The sequence below is a fragment of the Paenibacillus sp. RC67 genome (genome assembly GCF_030020805.1).
In the GTDB taxonomy this organism is placed as follows: Bacteria; Bacillota; Bacilli; order Paenibacillales; family NBRC-103111; genus Paenibacillus_S.
The window spans coordinates 1682150-1702773 of record NZ_CP125098.1 but is presented as its reverse complement, the minus strand read 5'-3'; the positions used below and the strand labels follow the sequence as shown (position 1 = coordinate 1702773).

The 20624-nt window shown below is 47.0% G+C and carries 14 protein-coding genes; 7 read left to right on the top strand and 7 right to left on the bottom strand.

Features of this window, described 5'->3' with window-relative positions; all coding sequences use genetic code 11:
• Positions 1-59 precede the first annotated feature (59 nt).
• From arfA to QMA13_RS07675, 3 genes are all read right to left on the bottom strand, one after another.
• Entirely contained in the window at positions 60-1577 is a 1518-nt protein-coding gene (gene arfA / locus QMA13_RS07685; RefSeq protein WP_282940658.1) for an arabinosylfuranosidase ArfA, read from the bottom strand.
• 145 nt (positions 1578-1722) lie between these two features.
• The gene (locus QMA13_RS07680; RefSeq protein ID WP_282940656.1) at positions 1723-2736 is read right to left on the bottom strand and encodes a LacI family DNA-binding transcriptional regulator; all 1014 of its coding nucleotides are present in this window, start codon (positions 2734-2736) and stop codon (positions 1723-1725) included.
• A 109-nt stretch (positions 2737-2845) separates the two neighbouring features.
• Entirely contained in the window at positions 2846-4621 is a 1776-nt protein-coding gene (locus tag QMA13_RS07675) for a methyl-accepting chemotaxis protein (RefSeq protein ID WP_282940654.1), read from the bottom strand.
• Between the two features lie 248 nt (positions 4622-4869).
• Here QMA13_RS07675 and QMA13_RS07670 point away from each other — a divergent pair, with 248 nt between their 5' ends.
• From QMA13_RS07670 to QMA13_RS07655, 4 genes are all read left to right on the top strand, one after another.
• A complete protein-coding gene (locus QMA13_RS07670) occupies positions 4870-5241 on the top strand; it encodes a GntR family transcriptional regulator (protein ID WP_282940652.1) in 372 nt (123 codons plus the stop codon).
• Positions 5238-6131 (top strand): ABC transporter ATP-binding protein, encoded by an 894-nt coding sequence (locus tag QMA13_RS07665; protein ID WP_282940651.1) that lies wholly within the window; start codon positions 5238-5240, stop codon positions 6129-6131. The genes QMA13_RS07670 and QMA13_RS07665 overlap by 4 nt, the downstream gene beginning before the upstream one ends.
• Complete coding sequence (locus QMA13_RS07660; protein ID WP_282940649.1) at positions 6131-6814, top strand: hypothetical protein; 684 nt, start codon at positions 6131-6133, stop codon at positions 6812-6814. Before QMA13_RS07665 ends, QMA13_RS07660 begins: the two co-directional genes overlap by 1 nt.
• A 79-nt stretch (positions 6815-6893) precedes the next feature.
• Complete coding sequence (locus QMA13_RS07655; protein ID WP_282940647.1) at positions 6894-7385, top strand: CcdC protein domain-containing protein; 492 nt, start codon at positions 6894-6896, stop codon at positions 7383-7385.
• A 112-nt stretch (positions 7386-7497) separates the two neighbouring features.
• On the opposite strand, the gene deoD is transcribed toward QMA13_RS07655, so the two are convergent.
• Both deoD and QMA13_RS07645 read right to left on the bottom strand, forming a co-directional pair.
• A complete protein-coding gene (gene deoD / locus QMA13_RS07650; RefSeq protein ID WP_282940645.1) occupies positions 7498-8211 on the bottom strand; it encodes a purine-nucleoside phosphorylase in 714 nt (237 codons plus the stop codon).
• A gap of 225 nt (positions 8212-8436) precedes the next feature.
• Positions 8437-9552, bottom strand: a complete 1116-nt coding sequence (locus QMA13_RS07645) for a glycoside hydrolase family 88/105 protein (protein WP_282940644.1) — start codon at positions 9550-9552, stop codon at positions 8437-8439.
• 394 nt (positions 9553-9946) lie between these two features.
• Between QMA13_RS07645 and QMA13_RS07640 the strand changes: the two genes are divergently transcribed.
• From QMA13_RS07640 to QMA13_RS07630, 3 genes are all read left to right on the top strand, one after another.
• The gene (locus tag QMA13_RS07640; protein WP_282940642.1) at positions 9947-10813 is read left to right on the top strand and encodes an alpha/beta hydrolase; all 867 of its coding nucleotides are present in this window, start codon (positions 9947-9949) and stop codon (positions 10811-10813) included.
• A gap of 227 nt (positions 10814-11040) precedes the next feature.
• Positions 11041-11322: an ArsR/SmtB family transcription factor gene (locus QMA13_RS07635; RefSeq protein ID WP_282940640.1), complete on the top strand. Its 282-nt coding sequence runs from the start codon at positions 11041-11043 to the stop codon at positions 11320-11322.
• A 70-nt stretch (positions 11323-11392) separates the two neighbouring features.
• On the top strand, positions 11393-12583 hold the full coding sequence (locus QMA13_RS07630) for an MFS transporter (protein ID WP_282940639.1): 1191 nt from the start codon (positions 11393-11395) through the stop codon (positions 12581-12583).
• A gap of 109 nt (positions 12584-12692) precedes the next feature.
• Here QMA13_RS07630 and QMA13_RS07625 read toward each other — a convergent pair whose 3' ends face one another.
• The gene (locus QMA13_RS07625) at positions 12693-15632 is read right to left on the bottom strand and encodes a pectinesterase family protein (RefSeq protein WP_282940638.1); all 2940 of its coding nucleotides are present in this window, start codon (positions 15630-15632) and stop codon (positions 12693-12695) included.
• Positions 15544-20271, bottom strand: a complete 4728-nt coding sequence (locus QMA13_RS07620) for a pectinesterase family protein (RefSeq protein ID WP_282940636.1) — start codon at positions 20269-20271, stop codon at positions 15544-15546. The genes QMA13_RS07625 and QMA13_RS07620 overlap by 89 nt, the downstream gene beginning before the upstream one ends.
• Between the last annotated feature and the right edge of the window lie 353 nt (positions 20272-20624).

Genomic DNA, 20624 nt, shown 5'->3' with positions numbered 1-20624 from the left:
AAAGGACAAGCTCGCAGAAAGCGACCTGTCCTTTGTTGTATAATCGATAGATTAATAGATTAGTGTTGTTGCTTAGCCAAGCGGATGACATTCCAAGAAAACTTCGGTAATAAGGATTCGATAATACCGTCTTTAACTTGAGCGTTGCCGCGGTTATGAGGCGCTACACGATTGGTGTGAGTCACCGTATTTCTTGCTTTGACATCATTGTCTTCAAGCACGATATGCTCAACTACTTGGTAATCCTTGAAGTTGCGGATATCGCATTCCAGCAATAAGGATTCGCTCAAATGACGGTTGACGGCGAAGATGACCAGCTCATCCTTCTCTTCATTGTACACAGCGGTCGATTCCAAATACGGAACGTCCGTGAAATCTTTACTATCGTACTTTGGAGACGAAACAATAGGATTAAGCGCCACGCCTCTGCCATACACGGAAGTATGCATGTATGGGTAGAAAATCGTTTGCTTCCAAGCTTCGCCGCCCTTTTGGGTCATGATAGGGGCGATTACGTTCACCAGCTGTGCCATGCAGGCAATTTTGACGCGGTCAGCGTGCTTGAGCAAAGTAATCAGCATGCAGCCTACAAGGATTGCATCCTCAAATGTGTACACATCCTCCAACTGTGGCGGGGCAATTTGCCATGGGTCCAGCTTTCGATCAGCATCATGAGAATGGTACCATACATTCCATTCGTCAAAAGATAGATTGATCGTCTTCTTGCTCCGTTTTTTAGCCTTCACGTAGTCGCAAATAGCGGTTACCGAGCGGATGAACGCATCCATATCAAGGGAACGGGCTACGAAGTTAGCCGTATCGTTATCTTTATTGCCGTAATAAGTATGTAGCGAAATGTATTCTACATGGTCATAGGTATGATCCAATACCGTCGCTTCCCAATCGGCAAAGGTCTTCATTCCTCTGCTGGAGCTCCCGCATGCTACAAGCTCAATGGTAGGGTCCACCCATTTCATGACCTTTGCCGCTTCGCAGGCGATACGCCCGTATTCCTCGGCGGTTTTATGCCCGATCTGCCATGGACCGTCCATCTCGTTGCCTAAGCACCAAGTCTTGAATTTATGCGGCTCCTTATAGCCGTGAGATATCCGCAAGTCACTCCAATACGATCCGGATGGATGGTTGCAGTACTCTACCAGATTTCTTGCTGCATCGATGCCGCGTGTTCCGAGGTTGACCGCCATATTCACTTCGGTATTGGCCTTCTTCGCCCAATCAGCAAACTCGTTCGTGCCCACTTCATTCGTTTCAATAGTTCTCCATGCGAGCTCCAACCGACGTGGTCTATTCTCCAGGGGACCTACTCCATCCTCCCAATTGTAGCCGGACACAAAGTTACCGCCAGGGTAACGTACTATCGGCACATTCAGCTCTTGCACCAGTTCAATGACATCCTTACGGAAGCCCTGCTCGTCGGCGAGCGGGTGCCCCGGCTCATAAATACCTTCGTAAACCGCACGGCCCAAGTGCTCAATGAACGACCCGTAAATTCTTTTATCGATGGATGAAATAATGAAATCCTTATCTAAAATCATCGTTGCTTTGCTGCTGCTCATAAGTGTACATCCTCCTTAGAAATGTCATTGTATTTGGGCCGTGTGCGTACACGGTTTAGGGAAAAAGAGTGCCCCTGAGGGTTGATTATGCTCCTTCACCCGTTTCCGTGTGCGCACACGATAAAAGCCGAAAAATTTACCGGGATCAAATGGATTCACCGGTAATGATTTGATACGGCAGCAGCGGCACAGGTGTACAGGTACCTTGCTCGATCTGCTCGATCATGCATTGAATGGCTCTGGAGCCGAATTCCTCTACAGCATATTCCACTGTAGTTAAGGCAGGCGAGACGTACTTCAATACGTCGATGTTATCGAAGCCCATGAGCCCTACATCATCTGGAATGCGGAGGCCTCTGCTTTTCAAATGATTCATTACTTCCAAAGCGTAAATATCGCAAGAGCATATAATGGCCGTCTTCGAATTGCCCGCGAGGTCAAGCTGACTTATAGCCCCGATGTAATCTTTATTCGTGATGATGATCGGCAATTGCTCGATCCCGCTTTCCTTTAGCCCTTCCAGGCAGCCAGCAAGCCGTTCCTCCTGCGTGAAAATGTTCGTCCTTCCGCGATAAGATAGCGGCGGGCATACATAGATGAAACGCTCGTATCGCTTCTCGCAAATATAGCGAACGGCCTCTTTCATCGCCTGCCGGTCATCGATACCGATGTAGCTCCATTCGTCGGACACATAGTTGCATATTGTGACGATGGGGATGCTCAAGCTTTTTAAATAAGCGTTGAATGCTTCTCCTTGGTTAATAGCAAAGATGATAATGCCATCCACCTTGCGAAGGAGTAAGTGCTCGATGCACTTCTTCTCGTTCTCCGGGTCTTTATTCGTGAGCACCAGATCGACAAAGTAGCCTTGCTGTCTGGAAGCCGCTTCTATCGAATTCATCAGCTGTGAAAACGATCGGTTGTACAGATCGAACAGCACAACGCCGATGGTCATCGTTCGCCCCTTAGCTAAGCTTCTCGCCATGTGATCAGGCTGATAGTTCATTTGCTCGGCAACCTTCAATATTCGAGCCTTGGTCTTCTCGCTGATTCCTGGCCGATGGTTCAGGGCGCGATCCACGGTACCGGGAGATACCCCACAGAGGACTGCAATTTCTTTAATCGTAACTCCCATAGCTCCTCCTAGAACAGTGCGCATAATATCCAAAACCTCTTTTCGTGTGCGCACACGAAAAGGATACTAAAATCAATATAGGCTTATTTGCCATCACTGTCAATCCTATTCCAAGGCTTATTTTGGGATTTTTTCACACAGTAAACATCTTGACCTGCTGACGCAAATTTTGAGATATCGCACTCAATGCATTCGCCGATTGAGCCAAATCGTTCACAGATTCAAGCTGCCTGTCCGTAACTGTCACAACGGATTGAGCGGCAGTGGCTGAATGCTGGGCCGATTGATTCATTTCCTTAATGGAGGCATGAGCATGCTCAGCGCTGTCTGCAAGCCTTTGAGCCGCATGGGAAATCTGTTGAATATTCGTGCTCACCTCTTCAGCACTTTGCACAATATCTGTGAAGGATGATTCTGCATGGGTCATAGAAGCTAATCCGATCTCCGCTTCGTGCATCCCTTGCTTCATAGTCTCTGCTACTTTATGGGTGTCGGCTTGCACCACTCTAATAATGCCGGCGATATGCTGACCCGCTTTGGCCGATTGGTCCGATAGCTTCCGCACTTCGCTGGCAACTACAGCAAAGCCTCGACCATGCTCTCCTGCTCTCGCCGATTCAATAGCCGCATTCAAGGCAAGCAGACTCGTCTGACTGGCCAGCTCACCGATCAGTTGAACAATGCCGCCGATTTGCTGCGAGTGTTCTCCAAGCTGCTTCATCCCTTGCTCCGCACGCATCACAACAGAACTAATATTACGCATGGCATCCATAGCCAATTGCATCGATGCATGGCCTTCCTGGGCCTGCAGGGAAGCTTCCGCGGCGACGTCGGACACTTCTGTAGTAGACTCGGCTATAAGCCGTACGCCTTCAGTCATGGCTTCAATCGATTGTCCAGTCTCGCCTGCGCTAGCCATTTGATGCTCCGATCCAATGGCTACGATTCGAATCGATTCGCTAACCTCTCCAGCAGCTTGAGCATTGTGCTCACTATAGCTGAGAAGCTGCTCAGAAGAAGCAGCCACCGCATTCGAGGCATCATGAATATGCAATATGGTGGTCCGCAGTTGCACCCTCATCTGATTCAGAGAATGCACGAGCTGTCCGATTTCATCCCGATTATTGACTTGTAGAGAGGCACGGGACAGGTTCCCCTGGGCAATATGCTGAAGAGCTTCTGACACCTGCCGGACGGGATTAGCCACGTTGCCCGCCATCACGACTGCTGTTACGATCGATACGATAACCGTAAGCAGCATTGTGATCCCGATCCCTCTCACCGCGCTGTCATACAACTGCTGGCTCTGTCGAGTAGACGCCTGCGCACCGTCCTCATTCAGCTTAACTAATGTATCGATCTCCTGCTGCATAGCTTTATAGGCTTGCTCTGATTTGGTTAGCATAGCTGTAATTTGACTTGCATAGGCACCAGCCCCTTCAACGAAGTTGACTCTGTTAGCCATTACAAAGGAATCTGAGTACACGTTTTTGTATTCGGACCACCGCTGCTGCAGCTTTTCCAAATGCTCTTGGTCTTCCTGATTTCCGGCTCGCTGTCCGTACAGCTCAAGAAGATCGTCAATTTGCTTGAAGATAGTACCCGATTCCGGCATGAACATCTTCTTCTTGTCATCACTTGGCTCCATGATCATTGTGGCTTGAAGAGCCAGCATATGTTTCCCCAGAAGGTTAATCTGGTTAATGGTTTTAATCCCGGCCATCCATGAACCTGTAATTTCATTCATTTCCTGCTGCATTAAGGACATCCGACTCATAGCGGTTGCTCCTACAATCAACAGCATTATGATTATGACCAGGAAAGAACTAATTAATTTTTTTCGAACGGTCAGTTGTGCAGCGCCACTCACAGCCTTCAAGTTCAATAGTCGCCCTAAACGATTACGCATCAAAAACAATCCCCTCTATGCTCTCAGTTGTACACCCATTTATTACAAAACTAGTTTCAGTTTACTAGCTTAAGTAATGAGATATGTTATCTGAAACTAAAGGTTATGTTAATTTTATCTATGTAAAATATTTAGATCCATAGATTTATTCTATAGTCTAATGACCATTGACAAATATGCCTCTCGCTTATATAGTTAGTTACATGAGTAATTAACCAGTTTGGTAATGGAGAGTTGGTGAATACATTATGGGGTTGATAATAGATGACAGCCGTCCGATCTTCGTGCAGATCGCCGAAAAAATCGAGGACGACATCGTAGAAGGGCGGCTGCCCGAAGAATCGCAGGTTCCTTCAACGAATCAATTCGCCGCCTTTTACCAGATCAACCCGGCAACGGCTGCTAAAGGTGTCAATCTGTTGGTGGATCAAGGAATTTTGTACAAGAAGCGAGGGATCGGTATGTTTGTATCGACGGGAGCCCGTGAAGAATTGCTGGAAAAGCGGAAGCATCAGTTTTATGAGCAGTTTGTCGTGACAATGATCCGGGAAGCGGAGAAGCTTGGGATAACGAAGGAGCAATTGACGGAGATGATCCGGAAAGGAGATGCCTATTCATGAGTTATGTTGTTGAGGTTCAAGGACTTAGCAAATCATATGGCAGCGTCAAAGCGGTTGATAATATCAGTTTTGTCATCGAATCCGGCAAAATTTACGGGCTGCTCGGAAGGAACGGCGCCGGAAAGACGACGATCATGCATATGATCACAGCACAGCTGTTTCCTACGCACGGAGATGTGAAAGTGTTCGGGGAAGCTCCTTATGAGAACAACGGTGTTCTGAGTCAAATCTGCTTTATCAAGGAAAGCCAGAAATATCCGGAGCACTATCGGATTGAAGACATCATGAAGCTTGCTCCAACCCTCTTTCCGAATTGGGATGAGGAATTTGCCTATTCCCTCATCGAGGAATTTCAGCTTCCTCTGAAGCGAAGAATCAAGAAGCTGTCGAGAGGAATGCTCTCCTCCGTAGGTATTGTTATCGGCTTGGCAAGCCGGGCACCTCTAACTATATTCGATGAGCCATATTTGGGGCTTGATGCCGTTGCAAGAGGCTTATTTTATGATCGATTACTTGAGGATTATGCCGCATATCCAAGGACGATTATTTTATCTACCCATCTGATCGATGAAGTCAGCCGCATGCTGGAGCATGTCATCGTCATTGATAAAGGGAAGCTGATTCTTGACGAAGAAGCGGATTCACTGCGTGGGCAAGCGGTTGCCGTGGCAGGTGCGGCTTCTGTAGTCGATGCTTTCATAGCCGGTAAACAAATCATCTCAAGCGAGCCGTTCGGCGCGTTAGTTACGGCTACCATCATGGGAAGCTTGAGCGATGAAGAGCGGAGGCGTGCGGCAGATCAAGGATTGGAGCTTGTTCCGGTTTCCTTGCAGCAGCTGGTCGTACATCTCACAAACGGGAAATTCAATAAAAAGGCGGTGGAAACCTGATGAATCGCGTTTCAGCCATTATCAAAATGCATTTAAGAGACAAGTGGATATCGTTCTTTCTCCCATGGGCCATTCTGCTCTCAAGCTTTCTTATTAATGTGTTTATAAGCTATTTGATCCATAACCAACAGTCATTTTATACCGGAGGTCTTTCATCAATTTTCATAAGCATTACGATCATTGGCGCAGTTACGATGGCTCATACCTTTCCATTTGCCCTTGGCATGAGCGTACGGAGAACCGATTATTTTCTAGGCACTTCCTTAGCCGCGATACTTATCAATGTGGTTTCCGCCCTCTTGTTGAGCTTATTATCGGTTGTGGAGAATGCTACGGATGGCTGGGGGGTCAAAATGCATTTCTTCAACCTGCCTTTGCTTGATACCTTCAATGTGTTAGGACATTTCGTGGTTTATTTCGTTCTCCTGATGCATCAGCACTTTCTTGGATTTGCCATCTCCAGTATCCATCGCCGGTTTGGCTTGGTAGGATTATTCACGTTCTTAGCCGCTGCATTAATTGTGATTAGCAGCCTTGCACTTCTATTGACTCATTATAAGCTATGGGTAGGAATCGCTCTCTGGTTTGTCGGACACTTTGCCCTATTCCTAGGTTGTCTGGCGCTGGCGATTATCCTTTATGCATTGGTTTCCTATGCTCTGCTGCGCAGGGCGACAGTTTGACTCCTTTGAAACGGGTTCCTTCAGTACTCGAATAATACCCAAGCAAACTTAGCACAATAACATAAATTGGGGGTAGATTATGACGACTCAAACGTTAATCCAATTCATCATCATTGCCGCAGTCATTGTACTTGTCGTCTGGCTCAGATCCCGGCGCCAAAATAAGCCCATACGGAGTAAAGGCTATCGCATGCTGCTCCCCTTGGTTCTGCTGCTCGTCGTTTTCGGCTTTTCAATCAATTCCTTAGCCCATATTCCCAATCATCCGTTCCAGCTTCCTGCGATATGGGAGATGCTGATTGCCGGCGTTCTCGGAATCGCCCTAGGCAGTATTATGCTCTATCACACAGGGTATGAGAGACGTGAGGACGGATTGATCTATGCCAAGCGCAACAAAAACTTCAAGTACGTGATCATCGCGGTCATTTTGATCAGGGTGGGCTTGTCCCAATATTTCAAAGGCCTGGATTATACCGAATTCACCGTATTGACCATGGTCATGGCATACGTATATATCTGTGTGTGGCGTATAGGCAGCTTTATTAAATTCCGTCAAGTTAGCCATAGCTAGCAGGTAAAAGCACTCAATATTAACAATATGATGACACAGCAAGAGCACCTCCAAATGGGGAAGTGCTCTTTTTAAAATTCTTTGTTAGAGGGAAGTCATATCAGTAACAATATTAATCTTCACTAGTCGCAGCTTCAAGCGCAACAACGATCATATCATTAAACGTTGTTTGGCGCTCCTCCGCTGACGTATCTGCTTCACCGCTGAACAAATGGTCGCTAACCGTGAGAATCGACAAGGCCTGTACGCCATATTTTGCTGCTATCGTGTACAATGCAGTAGTTTCCATTTCTACCGCCAGTACGCCGTATTCGGCCATCTTTTTGACCAAATCCATGCTGTCCCGATAAAAAGCGTCTGCCGTCAGGACGCTTCCGACTTTTATAGAAAGGCCTTTTTCTAATCCGGCAAGATAGGCTTGTCTTAGCAGCTCAAAATCCGCATGAGGGGCATAATCACATCCAGGAAAAATATGCTTGTTCATGTTGGAGTCTGTACTCGCCGTCATGGCGATGATTACATCACGAATTTTCACATCCTGCTGAATTCCACCGCAAGTCCCTACACGAATAAGCTTCTTGGCTCCATAATCCCGAATCAATTCATTCGCGTAGATCGAGATGGACGGCATCCCCATGCCAGTTCCTTGAACGGAGATACGCTTTCCTTTGTACGTTCCCGTAAATCCGAGCATGCCTCGAACCTGGTTATAACAAATAACATTATCCAAGTAAGTTTCCGCAATATGCTTCGCACGGAGCGGATCTCCTGGCAATAAGATAGCTTCTGCAATTTCGCCTGTTTGGGCGTTAATATGGATACTCATTTAAATACCGTTACATGTTGAATGTAGCGGTATTCACCTCCCTTTGTCCTACTTTTATTTACTTTACGGTTTATAATGTACCATGAAAATGAAAATTGTTCTAACCTTGAGTTAAAGAGCTTTCCGGTAGCTCCGCTTTGCTTCCCTATAATAAAAAAGAGCTGCCTCTCGACGTTTGCCGAAAGACAACCCTGTACTGTATTCATGCTGCAACCATTATTTTTGCTATTCGTCCGCAGCTTCAATTTCAAGGCAAGCCATAATGAACGGAGCTGAGCCTTTCGGATCGTCTCTGCGCGTAGGCTCGCTGATGTAGTATGCGTAGGAGCCGTCACGGTAAGGTCTATTCCCAAGGCCTGCCACACTGCAAATGTGATCGAGATACCAGTTGCCGTTCTCGTCTTTGCCTACACAATGTTCGATGAGTCCAGCATGTCCGCGGCGTGCCGCATTCAAGGCGTCTTTACCCAAGTAGCCTTTGCGTGCGCCTTTGGCTAATGCACAAACGAACATCGAGGAACCGGAAGCTTCCAAGTAGTTGCCTTTACGGTCCCCATGATCCACCACTTGATACCACAGACCCGATTCTTGATCCTGATAACGCATGATAGCTCCAGCCAAACGATGGAAAATCCCGACGATTTGTCCGCGTTTTGGATGATCCAAAGGCAAGAAATCGAGCACGTCTACGATCGCCATTACGTACCAACCAATAGCACGGCCCCAGAAATGAGGAGAGCAGCCGTTTTCTTTATTAGCCCAACGCTCTTCCTTAGTCTCATCCCAGCCATGATAGAGAAGTCCAGTAGCCGGATCGCGGGAAACCTTTTCCATCAATAAAATCTCGTTAGCTACATCGTCATACCATTCGTGCTCACCGGATAGCTTAGCGTAAGCTGCGAGCAGCGGAGATGTCATATATACACCGTCCAGCCACATTTGGAACGGATAAATTTTCTTATGCCATAGCCCGCCTTCGCTTGTACGAGGGTGACTTTTCAGTTGAGTAACGAGCAGCTCGATAGCTTTTTTATATTTTTCCTCGCCCGTTTTTTCATATAACAAGAATAAGGATTTGCCCTGATTGATTTGATCCACGTTATATTCATTCAACTCGTAGGTATCAATCGTTCCGTCTTCATGGATGAACAGATCCATGTTCTCTTTAATGTAACGATAATACTTATCATCGCCTGTTTTCAGCCACAAACGCTCCATCGCAGTCAGTGCGCATCCGTTTTCATAATTCCATCTTCTTCTTTTTTGAAACGGCATATCGGAAACGATAGGGTATTTTGTCATAAAGGAATCTGCCATTACTGTAGACCAAATCGTACTCATTATTTAGTTCCTCCTCTTATTTGATTAAAAGTTGGGTCATTTACACTTTTTTTCTTCTTATAGCCAACAGGAGCCTCACATTCGCCCCCGATAATCTGGATTGTCGTGCAAAAGGCTGTCTACATAGTTTCTTCGATATTACATTAGCATATCTAAAGACAAGAAGCCTTACGTTTTTTGCTGTTTTGTAGACAGAAATAATAGTATATTGTTCCGTTGGGCGTTCAAAAGCCCCCTGCCCTGCTTCATACCACTATTTAGACGCGTGAGGCTTAACAATTGTAACTGCAATAGCAGGCGTATTCCAACCTTGCAAGAATGATGTGAAAGTCAAATAATAAGGGTAAAAAATGATCCAAAGAAGTATTATGATAGAACAAGGAGGGTGATTTTTATGGAGAATGAAATTTTGTTATTTCCAGGTGGTGCACCTGGATCTGAGAATTTGGAGATAGAAGAAATTATTTTCGAAGAACCATGGGACCAAAATAAATACAAAAAGATTGTTCAGGGTGTAACGGCCCCATCCATTATTCCTTATATTCCGGAAAAACCTAACGGAGTTGCACTTTTAGTTATACCAGGAGGCGGCTACAGAAGACAGGTTCTCAATCTGGAGGGTACCGATATCGCAGAATGGCTGAATTCTTTCGGGGTAACGGCGTTTGTTTTAAAGCACAGAATGCCAGTTGACGGACATAGGAATGCATCGGATGTTCCGCTTCAGGACGCTCAAAGAGCCATAAGAATGATTCGCGGCAATGCATCCCGATTTGGAATAAACCCGGATAAGATTGGCGTCATGGGATTTTCTGCAGGCGGTCATCTCGCGTCTACCTTAGGAACCTGTTATGACAAACCGGTTTATGAGCCTGTTGATACTATGGATAGCTTTAGTGCAAAGCCTAGCTTTCTTGTGCTTTGTTATCCTTTTATATCCACAAAGGGTTGGGAGCTTGATAGGGCGTGGTTAAGTCAGAGGCCAGCCATATTTACCGAATTGCTTACGAAATATAGTACCGATGAGCTTGTTACCAAGGATACCCCCATTAGCTTTATTATGGTTGCAGATGATGATGCAACAACGCCTGCAGAACACAGTGTGAACTTCTATCTAGCACTTAGAAAAGCAGGTGTTTCTGCGGAACTGCATGCTTATAAAGCCGGGAAGCATGGTTTTGGCATGGGGACTACGGAAGGTCCGGTAAAAGGTTGGACTGACGTATGCAGGAGTTGGCTGGAGACAGTCCTGTCCTTATAATAGTGGCTGTCGAAGCAGAATCCTCCCTCCATCTCCATCTAGGCGAGATTCTGCTTCTGCACTCTGAGGAAGGGAATGTCCCCAGTGCTTCTGCTCTCGTAGAAGAAGGTTTATAAATTTATAATTGCCCAATTCCAAAATAAGTTATTTACTTCCACTGAAAACTGTGGTATTTTAAATTTCGATACATATAGAAATATCTAACTAAGGGCAAAGGTGAGGTTACTATGGTCGAGGAAAACGCAGATGTTCGGCAAGCCGTCAAAGTATACAAAGCACTTGGGGAACCAACCCGGCTCAAAATTGCCTTACTGCTAACCGAGGAAAGGAATCTGTGCTGCTCAGATATTATGGGTAAGCTGGAATCCGTCGCCGGCTCAACACTGTCTCATCACCTGAAACAGCTGACTGATAGTGGACTGCTGGATCTTCGCAAAGACGGTACGTACATTTATTACAGTGTGAACCGTGAGATCGCGCAAAAATATGCACCCTATTTGTTGGAGTAATTTTTTTAGTCTTTATTTCTATATTTATAGAAATATAAAAATAATAAAAGTGGAGAGGAGCAACACCATAATGTCCTATGCATGGAAAATTTATATGCTTGCGGCTGTCAGCTTCCTGGTCGGCACGTCGGAATTTATTATTGCAGGAATTTTAGATAAAGTTGCAGCAGATATCGGGGTTCCCGTATCCGCTGCGGGTCAGCTCATTACCGTTTTCTCGCTCGCTTATGCCTTTGGGACTCCTGTTCTGATGGCTATCACATCTCGGATGGAGCGGCGAAAGCTGCTGGTCTATTCCCTCGGGGTATTCGTTATTGGCAATGCAATTGCCGTTCTATTACCGGGGTTTGCCTTCCTGGTTGCTTCACGTATCATTTTGGCGCTTAGCACCGGCGTATTCGTCGTTACCGCCTTGACGGTTGCATCCAAGCTTGCTCCTTCAGAGAAGCAGGGCAGCGCTATCGCTACTCTTGTGATGGGTTTTTCAACCGCACTGATCGTTGGAGTTCCGATTGGTAGAGTCGTCGCTTCCTTCTATGACTGGAAGATGGTATTTGGAGGAATTGGCGTGCTAGGGTTGTTCGCCATGCTTGCTGTGTCCCTCACTATACCGAAGTCTGAGGGAGAGGAGCCCGTGCCGATAGGCAAACAGCTCGCGCTGCTGAAAGAGCCGAGAATCGCGGTGGCACTGCTTATTACGTTTTTCTGGATCGCTGGTTATGCGATTGCTTATACCTACATCTCCCCTTTCCTTCTAACGGTTACCGGCATGAGCGAGCAAGGGGTAAGCATAGGGTTGTTCGCTTTTGGTATCGCCAGCTTACTTGGTTCCAAATTCGGGGGCTACAGTACAGACAAATGGGGCGTTCCCCGTACGTTGATCGGGGGCATGCTGGTTCACGCGGTAGCTCTGGTCCTCATCTCCGTTGCTGGTCAATCTCCCGCCTTCATGATCCCGCTGCTTGTGCTGTGGTCCTTCTCAGCCTGGTCGTCTGGGCCGACCCAACAATATAATCTGATTCAACAGGCACCGGAGGCTTCCGGGATTATGCTCAGCTTGAACAGCTCTGTGCTGCAATTGGCCATGGCAGCAGGCGCTGGCATTGGCGGAGTTGTCGTGGAGCAAGCATCCCTCACATCCATCAGCTGGATAGGAGCAGCTGGAGTGACCGTCGCTGCTGCAACTGCTGCCGCATCCTTAGGGCTGTCGCGATCAGAAGCACGGCGCAAAGCAGAGAAACGTAAACTGCAAGGAGTATAAGGCTCCCATGCTAAGTTGAAGCACTTCGTTCCAATGCTCTGCGGGACGCCTAAGCTAAATTAGAAAACCGCGAGATCGTAATATAGCTTTACGACCCCGCGGTTTGGTATTAGTTAATAAAATTTAATTTCTGAAGCATTCTCATCAGCATTACGGCTGCTTGTGCTCGGGTGGCAAGCTCTTCTGGAGCGAATGAACGCTCATCAGTGCCTTGCATAATACCTGCTTTCACAGCCCATCCAACTGAGGTTTGTGCCCAGCCGCTGATCGATGAAGCATCTGAGTAGGCTTGAGATAAACTCGCTGATTCGGTTGTGCTCATTCCCGCGAATTTTGCTGCCCTTTCCACCATAACGGCCATTTGCTCTCTCGTAATGGTCGCGTCAGGCTGGAACTGACCTGTTTCAAAGCCTTGCACTAACCCTGCTGCCGCTGCTGTACCAACTGCACCTGCATACCATGTATCAGCTTTCACATCGGTAAATGCAGTACCTGCCGCCTGTTCTTGGAGACCAAGTGCACGAACCAGAATAGACGCAAATTCAGCACGAGTGATCGAACGATTCGGTTCAAATGCATTCAAGGAGCTTCCTTGAATAAGCCACTTGGAAGCGAGCAATTCTACTTCCTTTTGCGCCCAGTGATCTTTCATGTCTTCAAAAGCTTTAGATGATTCAATAATTGCATATACGCCGTTGCCAGGGTGCATCCATTTTGCCTTTGTTACCCCGTTCTCTGTCACAAAAAGAGTAGGCACAAAGTTCATTCTACCTGTAACCGGATCTACGATTACACCAGTTACTTTATTAGGATCAACAGCCTTAGAAAGAATCATCGTGTGGGCAATATACAAGCCGCTGCTCAGCACCTCCTGCGCTGCACCATTCACTGTAATTGATAAACGATATTCCATCGGCTGCTGAAGCAGCGTCCCTCCTGCTTGTTTCGCTTGAGCAGCTGCAAGCTGCTGAACCTGTTGATTCGCTTGACTTATACTCACAAGCAGCGTCCCCTCCTTCGAGTTGGCGGTTGCCAGCATGGAGATGACTTGAAGAGGCAGCTCATAGGAAGCCGATTTGGTATTGATAATAACAACTGCGTTTGGTGATGCTGCCGCAGCTTGATATAAGACTTGAGAAGGCAGTGCAACATTCACAGATGACGAAGAGCTCAGATCCAATACCACAGCAGTTGTCTTTTTATTGGCTGATTCTTTAAGAGCTTCGGCAAGCTTAGCCCCGTCAACCGTTACCTTGGAGGATACCGTTCCATCTGGATTCGTTTCATTCTTCACTTGCATCGCATCAGTCGGCAGCTTCACTTGCCCGTTCGACGAAGCACCTGTTGCTCCGTTATCTCCGCCCATAGAGGTACTTCCACTACCGGTGCCGTCACCACTGCTCGCTCCTCCGGTAGAAGGACCACGACTACTGCTGCTATAGGTTCTTACAGCAGCAGATAGAGGCTGACTGCTATTTCCTGCTGCATCCATCGCCGTTAATTGGAACGTATAGGGGGCTCCAGGCAGCAGCTCTGTTACGGTATAAGACTGAGTATTGCCGTCTAAGACTACCTCAATGTTGTTCCATACAAGCTTGTATTGCGCTATTCCAGCATAGTCTTTTGCGGCAGGCCAATTCAAAGCAATTGACGTATGGGTCACGATGCCTGCACTTAGCGTACCGCTGCTCCACACCGGCGCTTTCGTATCCACGACCGTCACGTTCACACCCGTGCTGTACGTCGAGTACGTTACACTCGTTACCGTTGCTTTTGCCGTTCCCGGCTTCAAGCCGCTAATAAGCCCTGTTGAGCTTACACTCGCTTTGTCATTACCGCCTGACCATATTACTTTCTGGTCCACTGTTGCAGGCTGTACCGTCGCTTGGATCTGTACCGAGTCGCCCGCTTCCAGCTGCACGATCGATTTATCTACCGTGATGCCGGTCGCTCCTTGTCCGGGCTTAGGTGGATTAGTACCTGGATCAACATCGGCCTTCGCTGTTGTCGCCACAGTCGATAAGCCGTTTGCACTTTCATTTCCTGCCCCATCCCTTGCCGTTACCTTGAACGTATATGCCGTATCGGCGTTCAACCCAGATATTGGAAGGCTTAGCATATTGCCTTGAACAGTATTATTCAACTGACCATTTACATAGATCGCATAGCTGCTCACACCAACAAAGTCCGTTGCCGCAGGCCAGCTTAATGTCACTCCGCTGCTTGTGATGCTTCCAACCGACAAGCGGCTGCCTGCGTTCCACACCGGCGCTTTTGTATCCACGACCGTCACGTTCACATCCGTGCTGTACGTCGAGTACGTTACACTCGTTACCGTTGCTTTGGTCGTTCCCGGCTTCAAACCGCTTATAAGCCCTGTTGAGCTTACACTCGCTTTGTCATTACCGCCTGACCAGGCTACCTTCTGGTCCACTGTTGCAGGCTGTACCGTCGCTTGGATCTGTACCGCTTCTCCCGCTTCCAGCTGGACTGATGGCTTATCTACCGTGATGCCTGTTGCTCCTTGTCCCGGCTTAGGTGGAGCCGCCGTATCTGCCCATAGCCATACAGAATCCTTCGGATTCCAATTATCAGCACCTGCGAGGGTGGACTGAATAGTGAACTGCTCTGCTTCTGTGGCAGTCAATTGTTTTGACCATGTATAACGCTTGTCAGCATTGGCCCCAAGCCCTTTGCTTAAATACTCCGCATATCTTGCCGTAGCTTCATTTGCAGTATTTCCCCAATTGTTCCAACCGTTTGGCTTAATGTGGTCACCTATTGTACTGTTAATATAGGTTACGCTAGCATTCGGACGCCATGGTCTCCCAAGCTCGACTTGTGCCGTTAAGCCGGGATCGGCTGTCAATGTGCTGTTAATAAATACATAGCCGGGTTGACCGTCAGCAGAAGAGGCTGCCGTCACATAGCCAGGTGCTCTGCTGTGAAGAATGGAATTCTCAAACACAGCCGGAGAGCTGCCAAAAAATAAAATCGACGCTGCCCGCAATATAACTGTCCGTAAAATACTGTCTGCCTTTATCGGCAAACAACGTGTCTTGGTAACCGAGCAGCTTCACATTGCGATATATGCCGCGATCCCCTTCAGCATACAGTGCAACCGCTTGACCCGCTGTGAGTCCCGCGCTGTTTTCAATCGTCATATTTTCCAATGTAAAATCGGTTCCGCCGGCTCTTAGTGTGTAGCTGCCGTTGGTGCCCAGCTCCGTTCCATTCGGACCAGGAGTCTTGGCTGAATCTCCGTTCACCAGTACGGTTCCGTCGCGACTTTCCCCTATCATGGTGATCATTTTCTTGGAAGAAGTAATATACAGCTTCTCATGATAAGTCCCGTTATTAACGCGGATGATGGTAGGGATTGTACTGTTGTCCGGTACCGCATTAACCGCCTCGGTAATGGTAGCATAATCTCTCCTATCAGCTGCATTTTGTGACACAAGAATCACATTTGTAGGTACTGCTTTAACCGGCTCCGACGTATAGCTCGAACCTTTATCATTCAACGCTGCGACCGCATAATAATATGCAATCCCTAGAGTCAAGCCATGGTCTGTAAATGCTGGTGCTGTCACATTGCTGCCTACTGAAGTATAAGGTCCGGTTTTACTCGTGCTGCGAACGATTTGATAGGATGAAGCTCCGCTTACAGCGTTCCACGTCAGTGTAACCTGCTCTTTTCCCGCTTCAGCCTTCAGACCTGTCGGCACGTCCGGCTGCCCAAAGGCTGCCCCTGGCTTTACAGCAACAACAGACGAATCCATTCCTGTCGCATTTGCTCCAGCAGCAGACACTTTGTAATAATGCGGTGTCCCATCTGTAAGATTTTTGTCCATATAGCTGGTTCCCATTGCATTAGAAGTAATAACCGTATAAGTTCCATCTGGAGACGACGAACGTTTCACCACATAATGATCAGCTCCTGGGATAGAAGACCATTGAAGCGTCACTTGACCGCTTGATGCTTGAGCCGTCACTTGTGGCGTATCCAGAGGGGCATAGGCTGAAGCCGTAATTGGTGCCGAGTTCGCTCCCTCTCCCCCTACGTTGGTTGCTGAAACAACATAGGTCGACGACGTGTTATTAGTCAACCCTCCTACTCGATAGGAATTTCCGGTAATTTTTGTTGCGACAATTTCAAATGTCCCCGGTGGGTTGATCGCTCTTTTCACCGTGTAAAAATTAACATTGTTCATCACATTCCAGCTTAAATCAATCTGTGAATTTCTTGATTCTGCTCTCAAACCACCGGGTGCAGATGGCTTCTCCGCTGTTTCTGTCGGCGTCACCTGCACTTGATTGGAATTGCCTGTTTCCCCTCCAACTCCATTAGCGGTAATAATATAGTAATAGGTAGTATCATTTGTCACTGTAGTATCGATATAAGAACTTCCAGTTACATTGGCTTTAATGACCGTATAAGGACCACCGCTCGTCTCGCTTCGCTTAATGTTATAAGAGTCAGCGCCTTGAGGCTCGGTCCATGTCAGCTCAACAGCTCTATTGCCCGGTAACGCCTTCAGTCCTTTTGGAGTCGCCGCCGGTTCGACGTATACTTTCATATTATCGAAATAGAAGCTTCCGTTTCCTCCACCAGGCGTTTTGGACAATATACGACCTATTCCGTAATCCTTGAATTTGGTTGTTGTAAAGTCAAAGGTTTGCACGAAGGCATTGTCGATATATATATCTACCTTATCCGCTGCTACATTAGCCACCAATTTCATGTTGTGCCAGGTCTTAGTGCTTTGCGGAGGGTCCATCAGCTTAAAATAGTTACTGCTTCCTTTATTGTAAGTTAAAGTATATGAGCCTGAAGCTGCAGGCAGGGTCGGCTTCCTGACTTCGATAGCAAAAGCCGTCTTCGATCCATCTGCATTCTGCACTTGAAGCGGTACCGAGGTTCCGGACTCTTCCGGGAAATAAAAATCCGTATCAATAATCACGGTCCCGAATTGAGGTGTGAACTTTCGGATAAATTGAGTATTCACATTGCTTTTGTCATATAAATACAGTGCTTTGCTCGATGAATTCCCTGTTGAATCTGCCGTTACTCCTGAAACGACCACTTTATTTAGGGATGTTTGCGGATTTGGCGTTATTTCATAGTTCGCCGGTGTCGTATCCAACGTGACATTTTCAAAATCTTCATCAACATAATAAATCGGTTCTGGTTCTCCCGTAGGCTCTATGCTGATCTCGGAAGAGTCGAAGCTTTCTCCCTTACTATTCACAGCACTGATTACATAGTAATAAGCCTTACCTGGTATTAGCTTCGTATCCGAGTAGCTTGTATTCGTAATGTGGGTCGCTATAGTAGTGTAAGATCCGCCCGATACATCACTGCGCTTCACATTATAGGAATCTGCTGAAGCGTCCTGATCCCAGCTGAGTACAGCTGATTTATCCCCAGCCGTGCCCTTAAGGCCTGTCGGTTCTGCCGGATAGTCTGCTTCCAAAGCATGGATTTCTACGCCGCTAAAGCGAGATGTATTATATTTATCAATATCATTATCGACCTTGGAAGCATCTGCTGCTAAGCCGTAGAACACATCGTCAGCCATATCGATAGTAATGGTACCGATTTTTTGCCAGTTAACCGCATCGTCCGAGATAAGTCCTGTGAATTTATCCCCAAGCCGAACCAGCTTAACCCAATAAGGCGTATTAATGAACGTTTCCGGTTCAATTCTGGCTGTCTTTCCTCCCATAGAGGAACGGCTGATCATGACACCTTTTTTACCCATTTTTACATAAGGAATGGAGAGGAAAGCCATTTTGGATGAAGGATCAAGCGATTCACGAATCATCACGCCCGCTTCCGCGTTATCATCCGTTCCAGTCACCTGCTCTACTCTTGCAATAATTTCTCCATTGCCGATTTGCTTCTGATAAGCATATTGAAAAGCATCCGACGCCCCATCGATATCTCCAGCTGATTTGACCGTAAGTGTTTTAGAGTCAGCACCTAGTTGGGTATGCCCTTTAATTCCCACATTTCCAATATCCTTCGATTGCCACGGACCTAGCGACCCGGTTGTATTGACATGAACCGTCACATTATCGGATTGTGTCCCGACACCGGTATTATCGATAGCGCGAGCGACCACATAATGTGTCCCATCCTCGACATTTGTCCAATTATAGCTATAGGGGGCATTGTTAGCCTCGCCTACCTTCGCTCCGTCTATGAAAAATTCAACTTTGGCTATACCGTCCTTATCACTTGCCGTTGCATGGATCATTACATCACTACCGGCTTCTTTGATGATATTGTTTGCCGGAGAAGTGATCACCGCAATCGGATTATCGATATTGCTGCCAGAAGCATTGCCTTTTTCAACCAGATCGTTCAAATAAACCTCAAGATTCGTATAGCCTTCCGGAGAAAGCGTTGTTGCATTGCGGTCATTTGGATTCGTCGAGGAAAGCCCGTGTGCCGCCTCCCAAGCGTCATCCATGCCGTCACTATCTTGGTCCACAACCGAAGAAACAACCTCCGGATATTCGGCAAAGCCTCCCACTTCTTTCGGAGAATTAATGTGCTGCCCGGTTCTATTCTTGACGTCGTTAATAACCCTTGCATCAATAGCATCCCGTTTAGGCAGCGTGGCACCCACGTTGGCCAGTACACTAACATAAGCATCTTGAGCTGATTCCGGAACGTAGCCGGCAACATCGGCTCTGGTGGATTGCTTAGAAGATAATGGATCAATTACGCTTAAAACCCCTTTCCAGTTATCGGCGGTAACATCCGGGTCGCCATCCATATAGTTGCCGTTGATGAACATTTTGCTTTCAGGAATGACCTCGGTGAACAAAATATTACGCACGTTGCGATAAGTATTCGGACCGTATTTATAATAGTTATGGTCGAGATTGTAGAAGCCCTCTCCACCTCCGTAAGAGGAAGCAAAGCCCCAGTTATAAATAACATTGTTAGTTGCATCCGTTATATCAAGAAGCTGCTTTATGGTAGGAAACCGTGGATTGCGGCTTACGCTATGGGCGATCAGGTTATGATGGAACGTAGCGTTATTTCCTCCCCATATACCCCCATACCCGTGACGTCCTTTATGATGGCTCGTCATCAGCATGCTTTCTTCCGAAATAGACCATTGCACCGTTGTATTTGTATTCTCATACAGACTTACTACTTCATCGACGGACCAGCTAAACGAACAATGATCAATAATGATGTCCTTGTGATAGCGTACTCCGAACGAATCATCCTCACTTGCAAAACGGTCGCCTAAACGAAAACGCATATAGCGTATGATGACGTTGTCCGCTTCGATGCTCGTCGTGTAATCACTTACCGTGATACCGTCCCCGGGGGCGGTTTGTCCAGCAATAGTAAGATTGGAGCCCAATATTTTGAGGGATTCCTTCAAATGAATGGTGCCACCGACACGGAATACGATGGTACGGTTGCTTTGACTCACTGCGTCCCGTAAGGAGCCGGGAATGACGACTTCACCTTTTTTATAGTCGGCCAACGTATTCACGATATATACTTCTTGACCGCGTCCGCCAGTCGTATATTTGCCTCCCCCTTCGGCTCCCGGAAATGCGGGCAACTGCGATTCGGGTGTGTCTGCAAATACTTGAACGGGCACAAATGATAGCATCATAGCAGCTATTAATACATAACTTAAAACCTTTTTCAAAATACTTCCCCTCCTATGCAGCCTTTGTAAGCAAATACTTCTTTAAAATGGATACGGTTACAAAACATCGTTTTTGAACTATTCTTTATTGCCCTTCCACCCCCCGATCCTTGATTTCTCACCCTATTGTGGCGTTACTTGAAAACGCTCTAATAAAATTTAACCTATTACGATCCGATTATGCTCCGAACCTTCATACATAGCTATACCTCCAAGACAACTTCATCGTGATACAGCCAGAATATTATTCGGTATCCACGGCTATAGCTTATATATAACTTGCGATACGCTCGATTTAACCATCCGTTAACTAAATGAGAGCACCGCTTTAGCGCCCACACGGTTGAGCGGAT